This window comes from Atrimonas thermophila (assembly GCF_045864955.1).
GTDB classification, from domain to species: domain Bacteria; phylum Atribacterota; class Atribacteria; order Atribacterales; family Thermatribacteraceae; genus Thermatribacter; species Thermatribacter velox.
This window is the reverse complement of the sequence record NZ_AP028803.1, coordinates 1,204,334-1,221,475: the sequence shown is the minus strand read 5'-3', so window position 1 is coordinate 1,221,475 and position 17,142 is coordinate 1,204,334. Positions and strand designations below refer to the sequence as shown.

At 48.0% G+C, this 17,142-nt stretch carries 22 protein-coding genes and 2 tRNA genes; 15 read left to right on the top strand and 9 right to left on the bottom strand.

The features are described from left to right. Positions 1-126 precede the first annotated feature (126 nt). The 7 genes from ACKTT1_RS06385 to ACKTT1_RS06355 all read right to left on the bottom strand — a co-directional run bounded on the left by ACKTT1_RS06385 (position 127) and on the right by ACKTT1_RS06355 (position 5,348). Entirely contained in the window at positions 127-912 is a 786-nt protein-coding gene (locus ACKTT1_RS06385) for a hypothetical protein (protein ID WP_412708985.1), read from the bottom strand. 14 nt (positions 913-926) lie between these two features. Continuing rightward, on the bottom strand, positions 927-1,166 hold the full coding sequence (locus ACKTT1_RS06380) for a hypothetical protein (protein ID WP_412708984.1): 240 nt from the start codon (positions 1,164-1,166) through the stop codon (positions 927-929). A 19-nt stretch (positions 1,167-1,185) separates the two neighbouring features. Further along, positions 1,186-1,758: a hypothetical protein gene (locus ACKTT1_RS06375; RefSeq protein ID WP_412708983.1), complete on the bottom strand. Its 573-nt coding sequence runs from the start codon at positions 1,756-1,758 to the stop codon at positions 1,186-1,188. Between the two features lie 96 nt (positions 1,759-1,854). Then, complete coding sequence (locus ACKTT1_RS06370) at positions 1,855-2,388, bottom strand: hypothetical protein (RefSeq protein ID WP_412708982.1); 534 nt, start codon at positions 2,386-2,388, stop codon at positions 1,855-1,857. Between the two features lie 143 nt (positions 2,389-2,531). Then, entirely contained in the window at positions 2,532-2,927 is a 396-nt protein-coding gene (locus tag ACKTT1_RS06365; protein WP_412708981.1) for a hypothetical protein, read from the bottom strand. A 134-nt stretch (positions 2,928-3,061) separates the two neighbouring features. Then, a complete protein-coding gene (locus ACKTT1_RS06360; RefSeq protein ID WP_412708980.1) occupies positions 3,062-3,742 on the bottom strand; it encodes a response regulator in 681 nt (226 codons plus the stop codon). A gap of 4 nt (positions 3,743-3,746) precedes the next feature. Next, positions 3,747-5,348, bottom strand: coding sequence for a GAF domain-containing sensor histidine kinase (locus tag ACKTT1_RS06355; protein WP_412708979.1), 1,602 nt, complete (start codon positions 5,346-5,348; stop codon positions 3,747-3,749). A gap of 144 nt (positions 5,349-5,492) precedes the next feature. Between ACKTT1_RS06355 and ACKTT1_RS06350 the strand changes: the two genes are divergently transcribed. Then, on the top strand, positions 5,493-5,888 hold the full coding sequence (locus ACKTT1_RS06350; protein ID WP_412708978.1) for a response regulator transcription factor: 396 nt from the start codon (positions 5,493-5,495) through the stop codon (positions 5,886-5,888). A gap of 52 nt (positions 5,889-5,940) precedes the next feature. On the opposite strand, the gene ACKTT1_RS06345 is transcribed toward ACKTT1_RS06350, so the two are convergent. After that, positions 5,941-6,015, bottom strand: a tRNA-Glu gene (locus ACKTT1_RS06345). Positions 6,016-6,056: 41 nt separating this feature from the next. Continuing rightward, positions 6,057-6,329 (bottom strand): hypothetical protein, encoded by a 273-nt coding sequence (locus ACKTT1_RS06340; RefSeq protein WP_412710590.1) that lies wholly within the window; start codon positions 6,327-6,329, stop codon positions 6,057-6,059. On the opposite strand from ACKTT1_RS06340, the gene ACKTT1_RS06335 reads away from it, so the two are divergent. The 14 genes from ACKTT1_RS06335 (at position 6,234) to amrB (ending at position 17,106) form a co-directional block, all read left to right on the top strand. After that, positions 6,234-7,022: a LuxR C-terminal-related transcriptional regulator gene (locus ACKTT1_RS06335; protein ID WP_412710562.1), complete on the top strand. Its 789-nt coding sequence runs from the start codon at positions 6,234-6,236 to the stop codon at positions 7,020-7,022. The two genes, ACKTT1_RS06340 and ACKTT1_RS06335, sit on opposite strands and share 96 nt — an antisense overlap. Before the next feature lie 114 nt (positions 7,023-7,136). Beyond that, positions 7,137-8,372 (top strand): 2,4-dienoyl-CoA reductase, encoded by a 1,236-nt coding sequence (locus ACKTT1_RS06330; RefSeq protein ID WP_412708977.1) that lies wholly within the window; start codon positions 7,137-7,139, stop codon positions 8,370-8,372. 32 nt (positions 8,373-8,404) lie between these two features. Then, the gene (locus ACKTT1_RS06325; RefSeq protein ID WP_412708976.1) at positions 8,405-8,758 is read left to right on the top strand and encodes a metallopeptidase family protein; all 354 of its coding nucleotides are present in this window, start codon (positions 8,405-8,407) and stop codon (positions 8,756-8,758) included. Positions 8,759-8,818: 60 nt separating this feature from the next. After that, on the top strand, positions 8,819-9,256 hold the full coding sequence (locus tag ACKTT1_RS06320) for an HD domain-containing protein (RefSeq protein WP_412708975.1): 438 nt from the start codon (positions 8,819-8,821) through the stop codon (positions 9,254-9,256). A 65-nt stretch (positions 9,257-9,321) separates the two neighbouring features. Then, positions 9,322-9,504 (top strand): ferredoxin, encoded by a 183-nt coding sequence (locus tag ACKTT1_RS06315; protein WP_369019134.1) that lies wholly within the window; start codon positions 9,322-9,324, stop codon positions 9,502-9,504. 108 nt (positions 9,505-9,612) lie between these two features. After that, positions 9,613-9,689 (top strand) — tRNA-Glu (locus ACKTT1_RS06310). Between the two features lie 317 nt (positions 9,690-10,006). Continuing rightward, positions 10,007-10,735 carry a GGDEF domain-containing protein gene (locus ACKTT1_RS06305; RefSeq protein WP_412708974.1) on the top strand — a complete coding sequence of 243 codons (729 nt, stop codon included), beginning with the start codon at positions 10,007-10,009 and terminating at the stop codon, positions 10,733-10,735. 398 nt (positions 10,736-11,133) lie between these two features. Next, positions 11,134-11,481, top strand: coding sequence for a cytoplasmic protein (locus ACKTT1_RS06300; protein WP_412708973.1), 348 nt, complete (start codon positions 11,134-11,136; stop codon positions 11,479-11,481). 12 nt (positions 11,482-11,493) lie between these two features. Further along, a complete protein-coding gene (locus ACKTT1_RS06295; RefSeq protein ID WP_412708972.1) occupies positions 11,494-12,138 on the top strand; it encodes an ABC transporter permease in 645 nt (214 codons plus the stop codon). A gap of 12 nt (positions 12,139-12,150) precedes the next feature. After that, positions 12,151-13,041: a glycine betaine ABC transporter substrate-binding protein gene (locus tag ACKTT1_RS06290; RefSeq protein ID WP_412708971.1), complete on the top strand. Its 891-nt coding sequence runs from the start codon at positions 12,151-12,153 to the stop codon at positions 13,039-13,041. A 5-nt stretch (positions 13,042-13,046) separates the two neighbouring features. Beyond that, complete coding sequence (locus tag ACKTT1_RS06285; RefSeq protein WP_412708970.1) at positions 13,047-14,156, top strand: ABC transporter ATP-binding protein; 1,110 nt, start codon at positions 13,047-13,049, stop codon at positions 14,154-14,156. Positions 14,157-14,291: 135 nt separating this feature from the next. After that, positions 14,292-14,888, top strand: a complete 597-nt coding sequence (locus ACKTT1_RS06280) for a lysophospholipid acyltransferase family protein (protein WP_412708969.1) — start codon at positions 14,292-14,294, stop codon at positions 14,886-14,888. Continuing rightward, positions 14,878-16,260, top strand: a complete 1,383-nt coding sequence (locus tag ACKTT1_RS06275; protein ID WP_412708968.1) for a 6-bladed beta-propeller — start codon at positions 14,878-14,880, stop codon at positions 16,258-16,260. The genes ACKTT1_RS06280 and ACKTT1_RS06275 overlap by 11 nt, the downstream gene beginning before the upstream one ends. A 3-nt stretch (positions 16,261-16,263) precedes the next feature. Next, a complete protein-coding gene (gene amrB, locus ACKTT1_RS06270; RefSeq protein ID WP_369019142.1) occupies positions 16,264-17,106 on the top strand; it encodes an AmmeMemoRadiSam system protein B in 843 nt (280 codons plus the stop codon). The last annotated feature ends 36 nt before the right edge of the window (positions 17,107-17,142 follow it).

Genomic DNA, 17,142 nt, shown 5'->3' with positions numbered 1-17,142 from the left:
TTGCAGAGGGAGCCAATGCTTTTAGCGGAAAAACCTCACGGACCGAGACTTCTTTAAGCCCGGTCCGTGAGGTTTTTTGAAACTCTGTGACCGGTTTTCACTTGTATTCCCCCGGGTGCTACTGGCTTAACCACAGGTTGGACAGTCTGGGAATGAAGGCACAGGTGGTGATGGCGGAGACGGTGGTGATGGTACCTCTGGGACCTCGGGTGGTTCAGGTGGTGGTTCTTCCCCACCATTTCCTGGTGTTTCCCCATTACCTCCATTTTCTCCTTGGTTTCCGCCGTTGGTAACCACAGGCGGTATTCCTGGTGTTCCTGGTTCACCGAAGAGGTTGTTTACCAGGGTTTCTACCAGGGCTATTACCTGAGGATCACCCTGGGCGTCTTCGCAATTAGCCAGAACATTTTTCACTGCCTGGACTATTTCGTCGGTTGGCTCAAGAAAAGGTATGTCAGCAATTTCCACAGCTCCCGGGTAAAGCCGTTCCGCAACTTCGTAGATGATTACCTGAGAGGTAGTGTAGTAATTGGCTTCACCAGCTTCTTGGGAATTGGGAGTAAGCGTAGTGATACCCTTTTTAACGATTATATTGCCTTTATAGGCGTAAATTATGTACGCTTCGCCAGCTTTGCCTGTGAACTGATATTCTCCCTTTTCGTCAGTTTCAGTCGTGATGCGTGTTCCCTCATCTCCGATGATAAGGAGGTCTGCATTGGAGAGAGGTACTCCTTCGCTGATTTGGGGATTTTCTTCAAAGTCAATGTAGCAGAGGGTATCTCCTTCGGGGTTAGCAACCACACCTCTGACTACCACCGCGACTCTGAAGCTCGTTCCAAGACAACCTCCCAGAAAAATCAGGACCATGGCAAAGATTACAGAAAGCGGTAGGACCCATTTTTTTATGGACATATAAACACCTTCTTTCAATTGATTTCCACACACTCGTGATGGTGATAGGTTTCACAGTCACCGTTTACGCAGGTTACCACGGTAACACTTTCACAGGATATGCCACTTCCTAAAGAAGTTATTACCACTCCTTCGGGAAGCTCATCGTTAAAGGAAAGGCTTTCTCTCCCAACCGTGGCCTGGTTACAGCCAGCAGCAAATCCCGCGAAAACCAGAACCAGCAATATAAAACCTGTCAACAGTTTATTTTTCATATCTTGGACTCCTCTTAAGCTATGCCCCTCCACCATTTTCTCCGCTTTCAGGCGGCAGTTCCACGGTGATGTCTGGAGTATTCACAACCACGTCGGGAGCTACAACCTGTTCACCGACCAGGATGACGTTGATTTGTGGCGAAACATTCATGTTGACTCCTACCTGCACGATGTTCTGCACTATGGTAGCAATGTTGAGCTCTCCGTCCTGAGTTATTTCAGCGATTTCTTCTGCACTAAAACCGTTTGCTTGAAAAATGTCGTCTCCTTCAATGTTTATATACATGGGGTTTATGTAAAGATTCAGGTTAATGGTGGGAGGAGAACTGTTTCCGTTGGTATTGGTTGAAACATTATTTTGGACTTCAGCGAAAGAGGCTTCAATTTCTGGTGCAGGTATGAAATATTGATTAGCTCCATCTGTTCTTTTAAAAATCGATGAGGATTTATTCGGGCTTACCGCACCAAATGAAGATACAGGATTTCCTCGCTCCAGCCTGCAAACTGAGGCACTGGCCAGGCCGGAAAGAAGGAACAGCGTTAAAATACTGAATATCCCTACCCACAAGGTAAACCTTTTTATTTTTTTCATTCGATTGCCCTCCTTTTGGTTGGAAGGGGTGGCTTTGAGCCACCCCTTCTCTTACTTAATTGAGTTGGTGATGAGCTATAACTTGTATTTGTCTAATCAAAATACGCGCCCTATTCTGCCTCTTACGTCTTTTAAGCTTATGTCTTCAAGTTCGATTTCAGTTTTCTCAAGTTCTACTTCTACTACGGTGAACATGTTGGCGTTATTGTTTTGAGGTGCTGCAACGATTTGATTCTGGAAGTTCGCTGCCAGGTTGCCGTTAATTCCACCCATTGCCAGGGCTCCGGAAATGGCTCCTACTCCTCCTCCACTACCAGGAATGTTTCCTGAGGTTGCGCTTTGGTCTCCAGTTCCCTGAGCTGCAAACTGGTAGATAAGGCTATCCTGGCTGACTCCCCAGATGAAAGTGTTTTGGCAGGTTGAAGGACCAGTTATGTTGACAGTCGAGTTCTGGGTGATAGTTTCATTTTCAGTTTCAGTTTCGCTGGGGCCAGTGTAAGTGGAGCCATTGTCAACCACCACAACTGCTATGTCTTCAAGGTCGAGATCCAGCCCACCGAAGGCAAATGCCACGCCTAATCCCAAAACCAGAGCTACACTTACCAGTAATACCAGAAATACACGATACATCCTTACTCCTCCTTCCAGAAATTTGATACTTTCATTTTCGTATGGGATAAATTGGGCAGGAAGGGTCAGAAGTCACAAAAAAGAATGAAAAAAATGGGACGGTTGGAAAGAGGAGTAAGGAAAAAAGAAGAAAGAGGGGGATATTATCCCCTCTTCCCTCTCCAGCCCAGAAGCTCTATCTTTTGAAATTTCCAGTTTCCGCTGATTTTTATTAAAGTAATGCGCAGGCTATCGGTGGCTTCCCAAGCTTCTCCATCTGCGGTTTGCACCCAGTGTTCTTCAGCAAGGACAATGGCCCTTGTTTCGCTGGAAAAGGTCACGTCCGTGAGTTCGAAAGAGTCTTCAACTATTTCGCTTTCTTCAAGTCCCAGGTAGGTGTTGAGATAGGTTCTCAGGTCTTCCCAGCTACTCAGAGTAATTTTGGAGCCAGAGACGTAGTCTGCAGCGGTGTAGGGTACAGTGTAAAAGGTGATTATCTGGTCCAGGTTGTTGGAGAGCAATGCCTGCTCATAGTTATCAAAAAACTGCTCGATTTCCATACGCAAAACCAGAGCTGTTTCCTAAGAAACGGTGGTCACCGAGCACCCTGCAAAAAGGGCAAGCGACGCAACGAACACTGCTAACCAGAGATATTTTTTCATGGTTCTTCCCTCCTTGGGTTTTTAATAGTATATCAGATATCCTGCTTGGTGGTCTCATCAGACTCCAGAATTCCTGCTTCCAGGGCAAAGACTATTAGCTTCATCCTGTTTTCAATGCCCAGCTTGGAAAGAATGTTGCTTATGTAGTTTTTAACCGTCTTTTCACTGATGAAAAGCTCCTTGGCTATGGTCTGGTTGTCTTTCCCTTGGGCAACCAGGGTGAGGATTTCTTTTTCCCTCTTGCTGAGCTCATCGAGCAAGGGAGAGGGTTTTTTTGGGGTGGGGAGGTTTTTTCTGAACTCTTCGAGCAACATTCCCGAGACTTCTTCCGCAAAGACCATGTCCCCCTGCAGAGCTGCTTTGATGCAACTGGTGATTTTGGAGAAGGGTGCAGTTTTCAGGAGGTAACCGTTCACTCCTGCTGAGACGGCCTGGATGAGAAGCTCTCTGGACGCGTCCATGGTGAGAATCAGTATCTTGAGGTCCGGAAGGCGGGCTTTGAGCTCTTCGGCAAGCTGTATGCCGTTAGCATCAGAAAGATGAATATCCATAAGTACGATGTCCGGTTTTTCGAGGGGTATTTTCTGAATGGCTTCTTTGCTGTTTGTGAAAATAGAGCAGCGGCCGATTTTGGTTTTGCTTTCCAGGAGAGCCTTCAAGCCGTCAGCAAAAAGGGCGTGGTCATCCACAATGGCTATTTTAGTGTCCTCCATTTTTTTAACCACTTTTGGGAATCACCGCCTTCAGGGTAGTTCCTCTATTTTCTTTCGAGGAGACCCGAAACGACCCCTGGAGGAGAGCTATGGTCCCCTGAATTCCTTTCAAGCCGTATCCCTGCCCTGTTCCTTCCGCAATCATTCGGGATGCGTTGAACCCCCCTCCGTTGTCCTTAAAAATGACGTAAAGACAGCCTTTCCACAATCCAACTTTTACCTTCACTTCGGTGGCTTGAGCGTGTTTTTCTACGTTGCGAGCGGCCTCTCGTATAAGGGCCATTACTGCTTCCCGGAGCCGGGGAGTTATCTCCTGGGTTTTTACATTTGCTTTGACCTTAGTTTTAACTTTGGAAAAGATAAAGGTCTCTATCAGGGCTTGCTGGATTTCTTCTCCAAGCGGCAGGTTAGAGATGGTGGCTTCTCTCAGATTTTTCAGGATATCGCGGGACCTTTCTAAAGAAGCAGAAAGACCCCGTTCGGTCCTTTCCATCAAGGACAGCGCCTCCTCAGATAGTGTTATGTTTTCCTTTTTGAGCAGTTCTCTGATTAGCTGGAAGTGTAGCTGCAGACCAGCAATGTCCTGGGTGAGCCCATCATGAAGTTCCCTGGCCAGAGCAAGGCGTTCCTGCTTTCTGGCCAGGGCCAGGTTCTGCTGAAAAAGAAGCAGGTTACCAAACAGCGCTGCCCAGAGGTCCATGACTGAGCGAAAGGCTGTCTGGGCAAGCAAAGAAGGGGGAAAGGGACAGAATGCAAAAAAGTATCCGAAGGGTTTGCCCAGGTGGTGGGGTCGGTAAAAGACGAGAAACTTTAATTTTTTGGAAAGGCGCTCGGGCAGGTATTCAGTGAGAAAGGCTTTTTCTTTTCTGGTAAGAGTAATAACGCCGTACTGCTTGAACAGAAAGTTTTTTTTGAAGCTTCTGGAAAGCAGTTCAGTGATTTTTTGAATATCAGGGTTTCCTGAAAGCTCGGCTTTAGGATATATGTGAAACTCCACTTTCTGAAAGTCGCTGCTCTCTAAAAAAACGCTCAAGGTGGCGTCGACCAGCTTTTGGCCCACGGAAATCAGGTTTTCGATGTAAATTGTTCTATCCATCAATGGTGAAATTTTAGCAAGGGTGTCCAGAGCAAAGTTTAGCCTTTTGAGGACCCTCTCTCTCTCTTTCTTGAGCCACATTTGCTGAAGTATTATGGCTATTTCCTGGGCAAGGAGGTTTATGAAAGAAAGAGTATCGGGAGGAAAGACCCCCTGGGGTTTGTTGAGAGTCAGGATACCTGTGATGTTCCCCTTTTCATCAAGAAGCGGAACACAAATAGAACAGCGCTCTCTCTGTCTGCTTTTCCAGCTTGAGAAGAGAGGACTGTGTTCTTCGTCGATGATGAGAGGTTGTCTGGTACGCAAAACATAGGCGACAATGCCCCGTTTGGTGCTCAGGTAGGGCTTCTTCAAGCGCTCTGGAGCCATGCTCAGTGTGGCCAGGACCACAAACCTACTTCTGGGAACATCAAAAAAGGCTATGGTTCCCGAAGAACAATCAAGGACTTTTATCGAGCTTTCAAGGAGGTGTCTTAAAATATTTTTCTCTTTCCCAAGGATACTTCTCAACCCCCTCCTTTTTCAAAGTTATTATACCATCCTGTTTTTTTTAAATAGAAAATTATGACTTTCTATCCCCGGTATTATGACTTTCAACCCTTTTTCCAGCAAGGTCTATCTGTTATCCTCGTTTTATTCTTGGGGGGGAGAAACATGGGGTTTGGGCATTCTGCAGGACGACCAATCCGGATATTTATCGTTGAGGATAACCAACTTTTTTTGCAAGGATTGATCTTTTTTTTGGAAAGCGTTGAGGGAGTTGAGGTGGCCGGGTACTCGCTCGACGGAAAGGGGCTGGTTGATGCAATAGAGCGCTCCCAACCTGATCTGGTCATAATGGACCTGTTCTTGCCGAAAAGTAGTGGAGTAGCCTTAACCCGAATGTTACGCAGACGTTTCAAAGACTTGAAGGTGATTGTCCTTTCTATATGCGATGAAGAGGAATGCAAAAGCAATGCCCAAATGGCAGGGGCCAGTGCTTATATTACCAAGGGGCAGTCCCTGGAGGAATTAAAAGATTCCATCGTTAGGCTTGCTGTAACTTCTTAAAGGAACTCCTGCATGGGGTTCAGGTTTTTTCTGAGGAAGGTAAAAACCCTTATGGTGGCCCCACGGGGAATCGAACCCCGGCCTGCGGATTGAGAGCCCGCTGAACTAACCACTATTCGATGGGGCCACTTCAAGCCTCCCCAATTATAATTTTTTCTTTAGGGAGCGTCAAGCGTTATTTGCAAGCAGGTTTTCCAATCTTTTTGCTGGACGTCCTGGTCTTTTGCGGTGTGCTATAATCGAAAAAAACCAGGCAGTTCTGGCTGAGGAACTTTTAGGGTGGGAAGTAGCGCCTTTAGTTATGATAACTTCTTCAGGGATATCGTTGGTAATTTCATCTTTCGAGTGGTTCTGAACAGCGTCCCGGATGGAGTGAGCTTGCTCGACAGTGAGCTTCGGATTGTTGACCTCAATTTCACCATGCAGAAGTGGTACAAGCATAAAATGCCTGCCCAGGGTAAAAAATGCTTCTGGGTTTTTCACGGTAGAAAAAAACCCTGTCCCAATTGCCCTTCCCTAAGAGCTATCAGGGAGAAAAAAGTGGTTACTGAAGTGGTCTCCTATGATGGGTTCAACTTTCGCAAGGAGCAGGCTCAGAGGATTTACGCCTTTCCTCTTTTTGACGAAAACCGTGAAGTGGTGGGTATACTCGAATACGTCAAAAACCTCATCCCGGTCCGAGAGCTCGAAGAGGAAGTGCAGTTTCTGCGCAAGCGAGTTGCTCTCCTGGAACACCAAAACGAACTGCTTCGTAATCTTCTTGAAGAAGAAAGAAGAAAGAGGAGTTTTTGCGAAGACCAGGTGAAAAACTTTATTTTGCCAAATTTGAAAGAACTGGAAACCCTGATAAAAGACCTTCCAGAAGCACGCTATTTTTCTTTTCTCTCTTTCTGGTTTCAAAGTCTCTGTTCCAGCTCTCTTCCGTCAGCTTACCAGGAGCTGTCTTCCTTAACCCCTCGAGAACTTGAGGTAGCCATGCTTATCAAAGAGGGGAAAAGCAGCAAGGAAATAGCTGAAACGCTCTCCATTTCGAGGAAGGCGGTGCAATTTCACCGGCAAAATCTGCGCAGGAAACTGGGCATTGCTCGTTCTCAGGTCAATTTGACCACCTATCTCCGGAACATCATGCAGTGAATGCCTTTTTTACTGGTATAAAACAGGTATTTTGCTGGTAATCCACTGGGTTTATTTTGCGCTTGCACAAGGGTATCTTTTGTGAAAGCTCTGCTTTTCAAGGAGGTATGAGAAATGTCTCAGGAAGTTTTGTTTACCCCCATCCAGATTGGTGCTCGGATGGCCCAGAACCGCTTCGTGATTAACGCCATGGAATGCAACGATGCGGATGAAAACGGCAATCCAACGGAAAAAACCTACCGCCGCTACTCAAGGCTTTTTGAGGGTGGTGCTGGAGTGGTATTCCTGGAAGCGATAACCGTTTCCTATGAGTCGCGTGCTCGCCTACACCAGTTGTCCATCGAACCCCACAACGAAAAAGCTCTCACCGCCTTTGTGAGAGAAATGAAGAGCATCAACGAGAAAACTCTTTTTGTCTGGCAGCTGACCCACTCAGGTGAGCTCAGCAACCCCGATTTCTCAAAACGGGTCTGCGTTAAGCCTCTACCAGGTCTTGGAGGGGAGCTGCTTGCTGAGGAAGATGTGGACAGGATTATTGACCAGTTTGTGCTGGCAGCCAAGATAGCTCACAACTGTGGAGCTGATGGTGTGGATGTTAAACTGTGCCACGGCTACCTGGGTTCTCAGGTTTTGCGGCCTTATAACGACCGCAACTGGAAATACGGTGGCTCCTGGGAAAATCGGAGGCGTTTTGCTTTTGAAATTTACGAGCGTATTCAAAAAGAGATAAACGACCCCAACTTTCTGGTGGGCTCTAAAATCTCTATGTGGGAAGGCATACCAGGAGGCCAGGGTTCAAAAGGTCCGGATACTGCAATCATGGACCTTACCGAGCCTCTGGACCTCATCCGAGGGCTTGAAGAGAGAGGCGCAGATTTCATAATGGTTTCGGCAGGCAATCCCTCGCTGACCATTGCCCTGGCTCATCCGGACAAGCGAATCCCTGACTATGTCTACTTGCATCACTATTTCCAGCAGGAAGCCAAAAGAGTAGCCAAAAAAGCTGTGATTATAGGTTCGGCATATTCTCTGTTCAGAGACGGCAACAACTACCTGTCAGCCCTGGAAAAAGAAAAGGCGAGTCTCCGCTACTGGGGTAACAAAAACATCCAGGATGGAGTTACCGATATGATAGCCATAGGCCGCCAGTCCTTGGCTGACCCCTATCTCCCCCGCAAGATGATGGAGGGTAAAGAAGACACCATCCGCTGGTGCACGCTATGCGACACCTGCATGGAACTTTTAATTAGGCAGGAAAATACCGGTTGTGTGGTCTACGAAAAAGAGTATGCGGAAATATTGAGGAGAGTTCGCAAAGAAAAAGGCGTTTTGAAGTTCAAGCATACTTGAGGGAGTCTCTTTTCTGGTTTAAAATTTAAAGCATGGAGAAAAAAGACGTGGAAGAGATGGTAAAAGTAGTACTGTTTTCTCTTCCACCGCTTATCAGGTCCCGACTGGAGAATGTGGAGTTCGTGGTCGAGGAGAGGCCCTCACGACTTGATGGACGTTCTCCCTTTTTGCTGGGTCTTTATCAGGGAGTGCCCCTACCCCGGCGGGGTAGGGGATATAGTTTTGTTATGCCGGACCGAATTGTGCTTTTTACAGGCAATATTCTACGAGTCGCTCCCACCCGGGAAGCTTTTTATGAAAAGCTCAGAGAAGTGGTGCTCCACGAGATAGGGCATTATCTGGGATTCAGCGAAGAAGAACTCCGGGACCTCGAGAAAAGGGGTTGATGTGTTTTGTATCAAGAAGTGTGGCAGCGACTTGAAGAGGTTTTTCGGGAGGATCCCTCCATGCTTGAGCATACCCGGCAGGTTTTCGATTTTGCCCATGATATAGCTCAGGCGCTTAAGCTTGACGCTGTGACCCAGAGAACAGTTCACCTTGCTGCCCTGCTCCACGATGCAGGGATTGTGGAAGCCGAAAAGAAATTTGGCAGTCGGGAGGGAAAGTTCCAGCATATTACCGGGCCGCCGATTGCCCGCAAAATTCTTGAAGAGATTGGTGAGCAACCCCGAGTAGTGGAGCGGGTACTCTATCTGGTGGGCAACCATCACAACTTTGACAGGGTTGATGAGATAGACTTTCAGGTGCTTATCGAAGCGGATATGCTGGTCAACCTTGAAGAAGAAAAATTGGAAGGGGATAAGTTGCGTTCCTTTATCGAGAGCTTTTTCAAAACTGCTCCTGGCCTTGATATGGCGAAAAGAAAATATCTGGGAGGAGTTTGACACCAGAAATTTATGTTATAATTTCTCCTGGTTTAATTTCCTAAAAACAAGGGAGGAGATATGTAATGGCCTTAAAAGTGATTGCTGATGAATGCATTGGTTGCGAACTCTGTGTTAATGTGTGTCCGGACGTTTTTGAGATGAACGCAGAGGGAAAGAGCGTGGTCAAGCCCGGAGCAGATGAAAACGCTCCCTGTGTGGATGAGGCTATCGATTCCTGCCCCACCAGCGCTATTGTGAAGGAATAGCCGATAGCCAAAATTTTTTTGGAAAAACTCTTGCATTACTGGTGCCCTATCTTATAAAATAGGGCTCGTTCGCAGGGCAGATTCAGGGTAGGAATTAAAGGAAGAAGCGCCCCCATCGTCTAGCCCGGTTAGGACACCGCCCTTTCAAGGCGGCGGCAGCGGTTCAAATCCGCTTGGGGGCGCCATTTTTATTTAGAAAGTGGTTTTTGCGAGGCTTCAGTGTTCTCCTGTTTCCCCTTTTTCTCAACCCCCAAAGGTGGTGCTCATAAAAAGGGAGTCTTAGGGCAAAAAGAGTGCTTGAGCTCGTTAAAAACCCAAGACCTGGAGAGAGTTATTCTTTTCGGTTTCATTCGTACTTTCTCAAAAAGCAGATTTACATGCCAGATTTTTATTTTAAAAATTTAACTTTCCTGAATTTCAATTTTTCTGGTATTATTTCCCAAAACGTAACTTTGTAGAGCCCAGCTTACAGCTGGACACAAGGTTAAGGAGGGCAGGAAGAATGGGGGCAACTGTGTGGCGAGCAGGGCTCTTAGCAGTTCTTTTTGTAGTCGCCGTTCACAGCTACCTTACAACGAAATTCCTTATTCAGAGGAAGGTTTGGTATTTTACCTTTTATGCAGGGCTTGCTCTTGCTTCCTCTGGAATTCTGATTGCTCCCCCTGTGCCAGCACTTCTTTTGTTTGCAGGGCTTTTCCTTTTTCTTTTGGGCGTTGGAATGATTGTGCGTCATCTTAAATACTTTTCCACCCGGGATTACCTAACAGGACTTTACTTGCGGACGTATTTCTTCGAAGAGTGGCTACCTCGGGAAGTAAGCCGCCAGAGACGCATTGGTGGAAGCATTGCCTTTGCCATGCTGGACATAGATGACATGAAGAAAACAAATGATGAAAAGGGACATCGTGCTGGTGATGAGCTTCTCAAAGAAGTTGCTTCTGTCATTCTCCAAAACATCAGAAAGGCAGATGTAGCTGTCCGCTTTGGCGGGGATGAGCTTCTCCTTGCCTTCCCCGGAGAAAGAGAAGAAGGGGCCATAAAAGCTTTGGAGCGCATAAGAAAAGCCTTGCCAGGAGTCTCTTTCTCTTTCGGGGTAAGTGTATGGGATGATTCCCGGGATCCTGAAAAAGCCATAGAAGTGGCTGATCAACGCATGTATGAACTAAAGAAGGTTAAAAAGAGCAACAACACCAGTAAAGAGAATTCTGCAAAGTTTTTCTGCATCCTGTAAAAGTGGCCAAAGGAAATTTCCGCTGAGACTGAGACATTTAAAGCGCAAACAGGGGATTAGCCTCGGAGTTCTGTTCTTAAAGGGCAATATAACCAGAAAGATCTATTTCAAATTCTTTCACCTTCTCGATGTTTCAGCTCAAGCTTTGCCTTTTTAACGTTGGCAGGCTCCAGGATGGAGCTAGTCTTTGGGTTAAGAGGTTTCCAAATGGCAAGGGAAGCGGATAAGTGTAGAGGATATCACTACTATTTTCGGGGTTGTTCCAGAGCACTTAAATAAAATGTAAAGCTGGATTTTGGCCTTTCCAGTGGTTTTTGGCGCTGACCCTTTGCCTGAGCTCACGTGCGAAATATCTTGCCCTAAATTCTGGTTTCAGAAAAGAAAAAGGGGGATTGTCGATGCAGAAAGTCGCTTTCTTCGTTTTTCGAGACCAGGAGATGTGCTTCATTCACGTCCTTCTTAACGCTCTGGACATGTATGAAAAAGGTAATGTGGCCCGCATTGTTTTTGAGGGGAGTGCCACTCGCCTGGTGCCGTTGCTTGCTGAAGCATCTCACTCTTTGCACGGGCTTTATCGGGAAACGAAGGATAAGGGTCTGATTGCTGGGGCCTGCCGGGCCTGCTCAGCAAAGATGAAAGTTCTGGATGCGGTGGAAAAAGAGGGTCTTCCCCTGCTTGAGGACATGAAGGGACATCCCGGAATGCACCGTTTTCTTGCGGAAGGCTTTGTCATCATCACCATGTAGCAGGTGGGGACTATGGACTTTCTGCTGCGGGTTTTGCTCCTCCTTTTTGAGCGCCGGGAGCTGGTTTTGCAGAGCCTGTTCGAGCACGTTTACATCTCTTTTGTGGCCTGTTTGCTCATTGGTCTGGTAGGAATTCCACTGGGAATCCTTATCACCCGCTTTCGTTCCTGGGCTTCGGGAGTTCTGGCGGTGACTGGAGTTCTCTACACCATCCCCGCCCTGGCCCTTTTTGGGTTCATGATTCCTCTTCTGGGCATTGGTCTGAAGCCGACTCTCTTTGCACTTTTCATCTACGGGCTCTTGCCTTTGGTCCGTAACACCTATGTGGGGATTGTGAACGTCGACTCGGGGATTGTGGAAGCAGCGAAGGGAATGGGCAGCACTGATTGGCAGCTGCTTTTCAGAGTGCAACTGCCGCTTGCGCTTCCGTTCATCGTGGCGGGTTTCCGGACCGTGGTGGTGATGACCATTTCAGTTTCCACCATTGCTGCTTTCATAGGGGCTGGAGGGTTGGGCGTGCTTATCTTCCGCGGCATCACCTCCTACTATACCGAGCTCATCGTGGCGGGGAGCATCCTGGTGGCTGCGCTTTCCCTGGCAGCAGATACCCTGCTGGGGTTTTTGGAAAAAAGGCTTTTACGCCGAATTCAAATGTAAGGAGTGTTGCATATGAAAGCACTGCGTTTCCTGTTTCTGGTGGTTTTCCTGTTTGCGTTTTCTCTTGGTGTGGCCTGGGCACAAGGGGACAAAGTGGTGGTCAGCAATAAGCCATTTACCGAGTCCCATATTTTGGCCGAGATCATAGTCCAGATGCTTAAAGCGCATACTGACCTTGAGGTGGAGCGTCTGATTATTGAGGGAGGTACAACTTCCATTTTACATCCAGCCATCGTGCGGGGTGACATTGATATTTACCCGGAGTACACCGGGACATCCTGGCAGGAAGTGCTCAGAAAGGATGAAGTGGTGTCCGACCCGCTGGAACTCTATGAGCGGGTGAAGAAAGAGTATGAAGAAAAGTTTGGTCTCGTGTATCTACCGCTTTTTGGCTTTAACAACACCTTTACTCTGGCGGTGCGCCGGGAATCGGCCGAAAAGGACAACCTGAAGACTTTTTCGGACTTAGCCCGAGTTTCAGAGCGCTATGTTTTCGGTGCTGAGCCGGACTTTTTTGAACGCAAGGACGGTTACGAAAACCTGGTAAAAACCTACGGCTTCCGTTTCAAGGCCACCAGACAAATGGCTATTGCTCTGAAGTATCCAGCCATAGTGTCTCGGGAAGTTGACGTGATTGATGCTTTTTCAACTGATGGTCTTTTGAAAAAGTTCGACCTGGTGGTTCTTGAGGACGACAAGCACTATTTCCCCTCCTATTTCTGTGCTCCTGTGGTAAGGAAAGAAACACTGGATAAATATCCCGTCATCGCTGAGGTCCTGGGGAGACTCGAAGGACAGATAAGTAACGAAGAGATGACCGAGATGAACTATCTTGTGGATGAAAAGCTTATGGATCCCAGAGACGTAGCCCGGGAATTCCTGAAAAAGAAGGGACTTCTTTAGCTCTTATGCCGCCTGTGGTTGTCTTTCAGGAGGTAACTAAAACGTATCCGGGCAACATCCAAGCAGTGGATGGTGTTTCCTTTGAGCTCGAGGAAGGCGAGTTTCTCTGCCTGATTGGGCCTTCTGGCTGCGGCAAGACCACCATTTTAAAGATGGTCAACCGCCTTGTCGAGCCCTCCTCGGGCTCCGTTTATGTGGAGGGAAAAGAAGTCATGGAATGGGACCCCATAAAGCTACGTAGGCACATCGGCTACGTTATTCAGCAAATTGGCCTTTTTCCTCATCTCAATGTGGAGGAAAACATAACCTATGTTCTCTCCATCATGGGAGTTCCTCACCCGGTGCGTAGGAGAAAGGCGAGAGAATTGCTGGACGTCATCGGGCTTGAAGAATCCTATTTGCGCCGCTTCCCCCGCGAGCTCAGCGGGGGAGAAAAGCAGAGGGTGGGGGTAGCCAGAGCTTTGGCTTCGGACCCCAAAATTGTCCTCATGGACGAGCCTTTTGGTGCGCTGGACCAAATCAGCAAGGAACAGCTCCAGAATGAACTTTTGCGCCTCCATAGGCGCCTGGGAAAAACCATCCTCTTTGTGACCCATGACCTGCAGGAAGCGATAAAGCTTTCCACCCGCATCGGAATTATGAAAAAAGGACGCATCCTTCAGGTTGGCACTGTGCAGGAGCTTCTCTTTAGTCCTGCTGACCCCTTTGTAGAGGAATTTCTGGGAGCTAAAGGATTTTTCCATACTCTGCATCTGCTTACTGCTTCAGAAGTTCTGGAGGAAAACGTGCCTGTGGTCAGGGAGGGAAGAACTGGGAGTCCGGAGGGGGATTTTTCAAACCATCACCCTGACAGCCGGAACTTTGTGCTGGTCGTTGATGAAAAGCAGAGATTCCTGGGAGCCAAAAATGAGAAAGGCGAGGTACTGCAATGTGCAACAGTTGTTCCCTTCACGCCCCTTGAGGAAGTGCTGCGGGCTATGTTTGTTTCCGGGCAAACCTGGGCAGCTGTGGTTGACCCTGAGGGGGGAAAGCTCCTGGGCGTTGTGGATTTTCACTCTATTTGTTCTCGTCTTAAGGGATACTGTGGGAGGGAAAACGAAAAAATGCCTTCCTGAAGACAGAAAACGTCCTATTGAAAAAGGCCTCCCCGCCGAGTGACGCCTGGCGCTTTCTTTTTAAGTAACTCTCTTTGCATACCGGTTGATTAAGCTTCCACAAATCCTTACAATAAAACCATAAGATTTTCTCTGGTGGGCAGAGTGATTTACTATCTGAGCAAAGCCATAGCCTTATTTTTATTGCTGGTTTTTTTCCGGTTTCGGGTGAGAGGAAGGGAGCACTTTCCACGTTCTGGCCCCTGCCTCATTGTTGCCAATCACTCCAGTTATCTCGACCCCATCGTTGTGGGTTGCGCCTGCCCCAGGAGAGTCTATTTTGTTGCTAAGGAAGAGCTCTTTCGTAACCCTGTAGCTGCCTTTTTTTTGCGGCAGCTTGGTGCATTTCCCTTGCGGAGGGGGGAGAAAGACGTGTCAGCAATCAAGCGGGTGCTTTCTCTTTTGCGAGAGGGGAAAGTGGTTTGCCTGTTTCCGGAAGGGACCCGCAACCAGGGTGAGGTATCGGATTTCAAGCCCGGGGTGGTGAAACTCCTGATTAAAGCTGGAGTACCGGTGGTGGTGGCTGGCATACGGGGCACCTTTGAGAGCTTCCCCCGCGGAAGGTCTTTCCCGAAACCCTTTCCCATTACTGTTGCTTTTTCTCCTCCCCTTTTCTTGACTTCTGGGGAACCGGAAGCAGTTGAGAATGAAGTGAAAAGCAAAATGAAGGAGTTGATTCAGATTGTTTCGTGAGGGGAACTGGCATCGCGTTTTGATTTTCCTTGTGGGACTGTGTCTTTTAGTTGCAGGTTATACTCTTGCCGCGGCCCAGGAGTTCACTCTGGAGCGGGTCGTGGATAGCTTTGAGGATGAAACCCCTTTTTTTGGGTATCCAGCCTATGTGGCAGTGAATCCCCTTTCAGGGGAGATTCTGGTCAGTGACTGGGAAAAGGACCGACTGCTGGTCTTTGACTCTGCGTGGAAGCTAATAAAAGTGGTCAACGGCTTGGAGGGGCCGGTTGGTATTGCCTTCTCTGGAGATGGAAGCAGAATTTACGTGGTTGAGCAGAAGGCAAACCAGATACGGGTGCTTGATGGAAGGAACTACGAGGTAAAATTAACCATTAAACCAGAAGGGCTTTCTCTCAAGGGTCCGCGGGGTATTTGGGCAAGCGGAGGTCGCCTTTACCTTACGGATACCGATAACTCCAGGATAGTAGTTCTTGATGAAACCGGGAAGCTCCTTTTTACCTTTGGCAAAGAGGGTATGGGAAAAGACGAATTTTACTATCCCCGGGGTATTGCAGTTGATGCTCAGGGAAGAATTTGGGTTGCCGATACGGTGCATCACCTGGTCAAAGTGTTCGCTCCTGATGGCAGCTTCCTGTTTGAGTTTGGTGGTGAGGGAAGCGAGAGAGAACGCTTTAACCGCTCCCGTTACTTATTTATAAAGGGAGAATGGGTGTTTATCACTGATTACAACAACCACCGGGTAAAGGTGTATGACTTGAAGGGGACACTGCATTACATCTTGGGTCAAGGCGGGGATACAGCGTTCAGTTTTTCTCATCCTGAAGGGCTGTGGGTGGACGACGAGGGACATCTCCTGGTTGCTGACGCTGGAAGGATGAGGATTGTGGTCATAGGGGTGTTTTCCTTAATCAAGCCTGAGGTGCATCTGGTTGAACTCCTTGAAGAAGGTAAGATTAAAGAATTTTTCCAGTATATAGAGCGTCTTCCCCTTGAAGAGCGCGAGAAGCCGGAAACGCTCCAGGCACTTTTTGAGGCCTACCAAATGGTTGGCGACCTGGAAGGGATGATTGCCCAGGCTGAACAGCTTTTCCTCAAAGACCCTGACAACCGCCCCGCCTGGAAAGATAAGCTGGGAGAGCTTTACTTTCAGAAGGCTGCTTCACTTAGAGAAGCAGGAAGAGCCAGGGAGGCACTGAGCTTTTACAAAAAGTCCTACCAGTATGGCTATCGCAGTGCGCTGTTTCCCTATCTCTGGCTTTCTTTTGCCCTGTTGGGGGGCGCAAATAGCCTCCTGATTATACTGGCTCTGGTATTTATTTTGCTTTTACTGATTTTTATCCGTTTGCGAATTCGAAGGTACCGGGAGTGGTGAGCAATGGTTAGAAAACCCGCGGTGGCCGGTTATTTTTATCCTGGTAGCGCCCAGGAAGTCAAATCTCTCATTGAGAGGCTTCAACAATCACCCCTGGGGCCAGGTAGCAATCTTGAAGAGGTGCCCTTTTTCGAGCAGGTGAACGGTGTGGTTAGCCCTCATGCTGGTTACCTGTACTCTGGAGCGGTGGCCTGCTGGTCCTTTGCTGCTCTTTCTCGTATTGACCGGGAGACTACCTTCTGCATCATTGGTCCCAATCATCGGGGATATGGCGCTTCGGTTGCTCTTAGCGAGGAAGAGGAATGGCTGACCCCATTGGGAAAAGTGGTGCTGGACCTTGAAGCGGCCAGTTTTCTGGTAGAGAAGTTTCCGGTCTTTGCTTTTGACGAGCAGGCTCATTTTGCAGAGCATTCCATTGAAGTCCAAATACCCTTTTTGCAGTATTTTGTATCCTGTCCTTTCAAGATACTTCCCATAGCGCTCCTTGACCAGCGAAAGGGAGTAGCCCGGCAGGTGGCCGAAGCTCTGTATGCGCTTTCTGCAGAGAAAAATTTGGTCATCGTGGCCAGCAGCGATTTCAGTCACTACGAACCAGCAGAGGTTGCCGAGAGAAAAGACCATCAGGCGATATCGCACATACTGAACCTGGACGTGGACGGCTTTTACGCTTTCTTGCACCAGGCTTCAGTCAGTGTATGCGGTCCAGGGGCGATTGCCATTTTAATGCTCTACCAGAAGCTTAAAAATGCTCCCCAACCCCGTTTTCTCAAGTACGCCCACAGTGGAGAGGTGAGCGGAGACTTTTCTCAGGTGGTGGGGTATGCTTCCTTGGTCTTCCCCGGTTGATGCATTCTGGTTTCTCATCGTCGTTGACAATTGGCG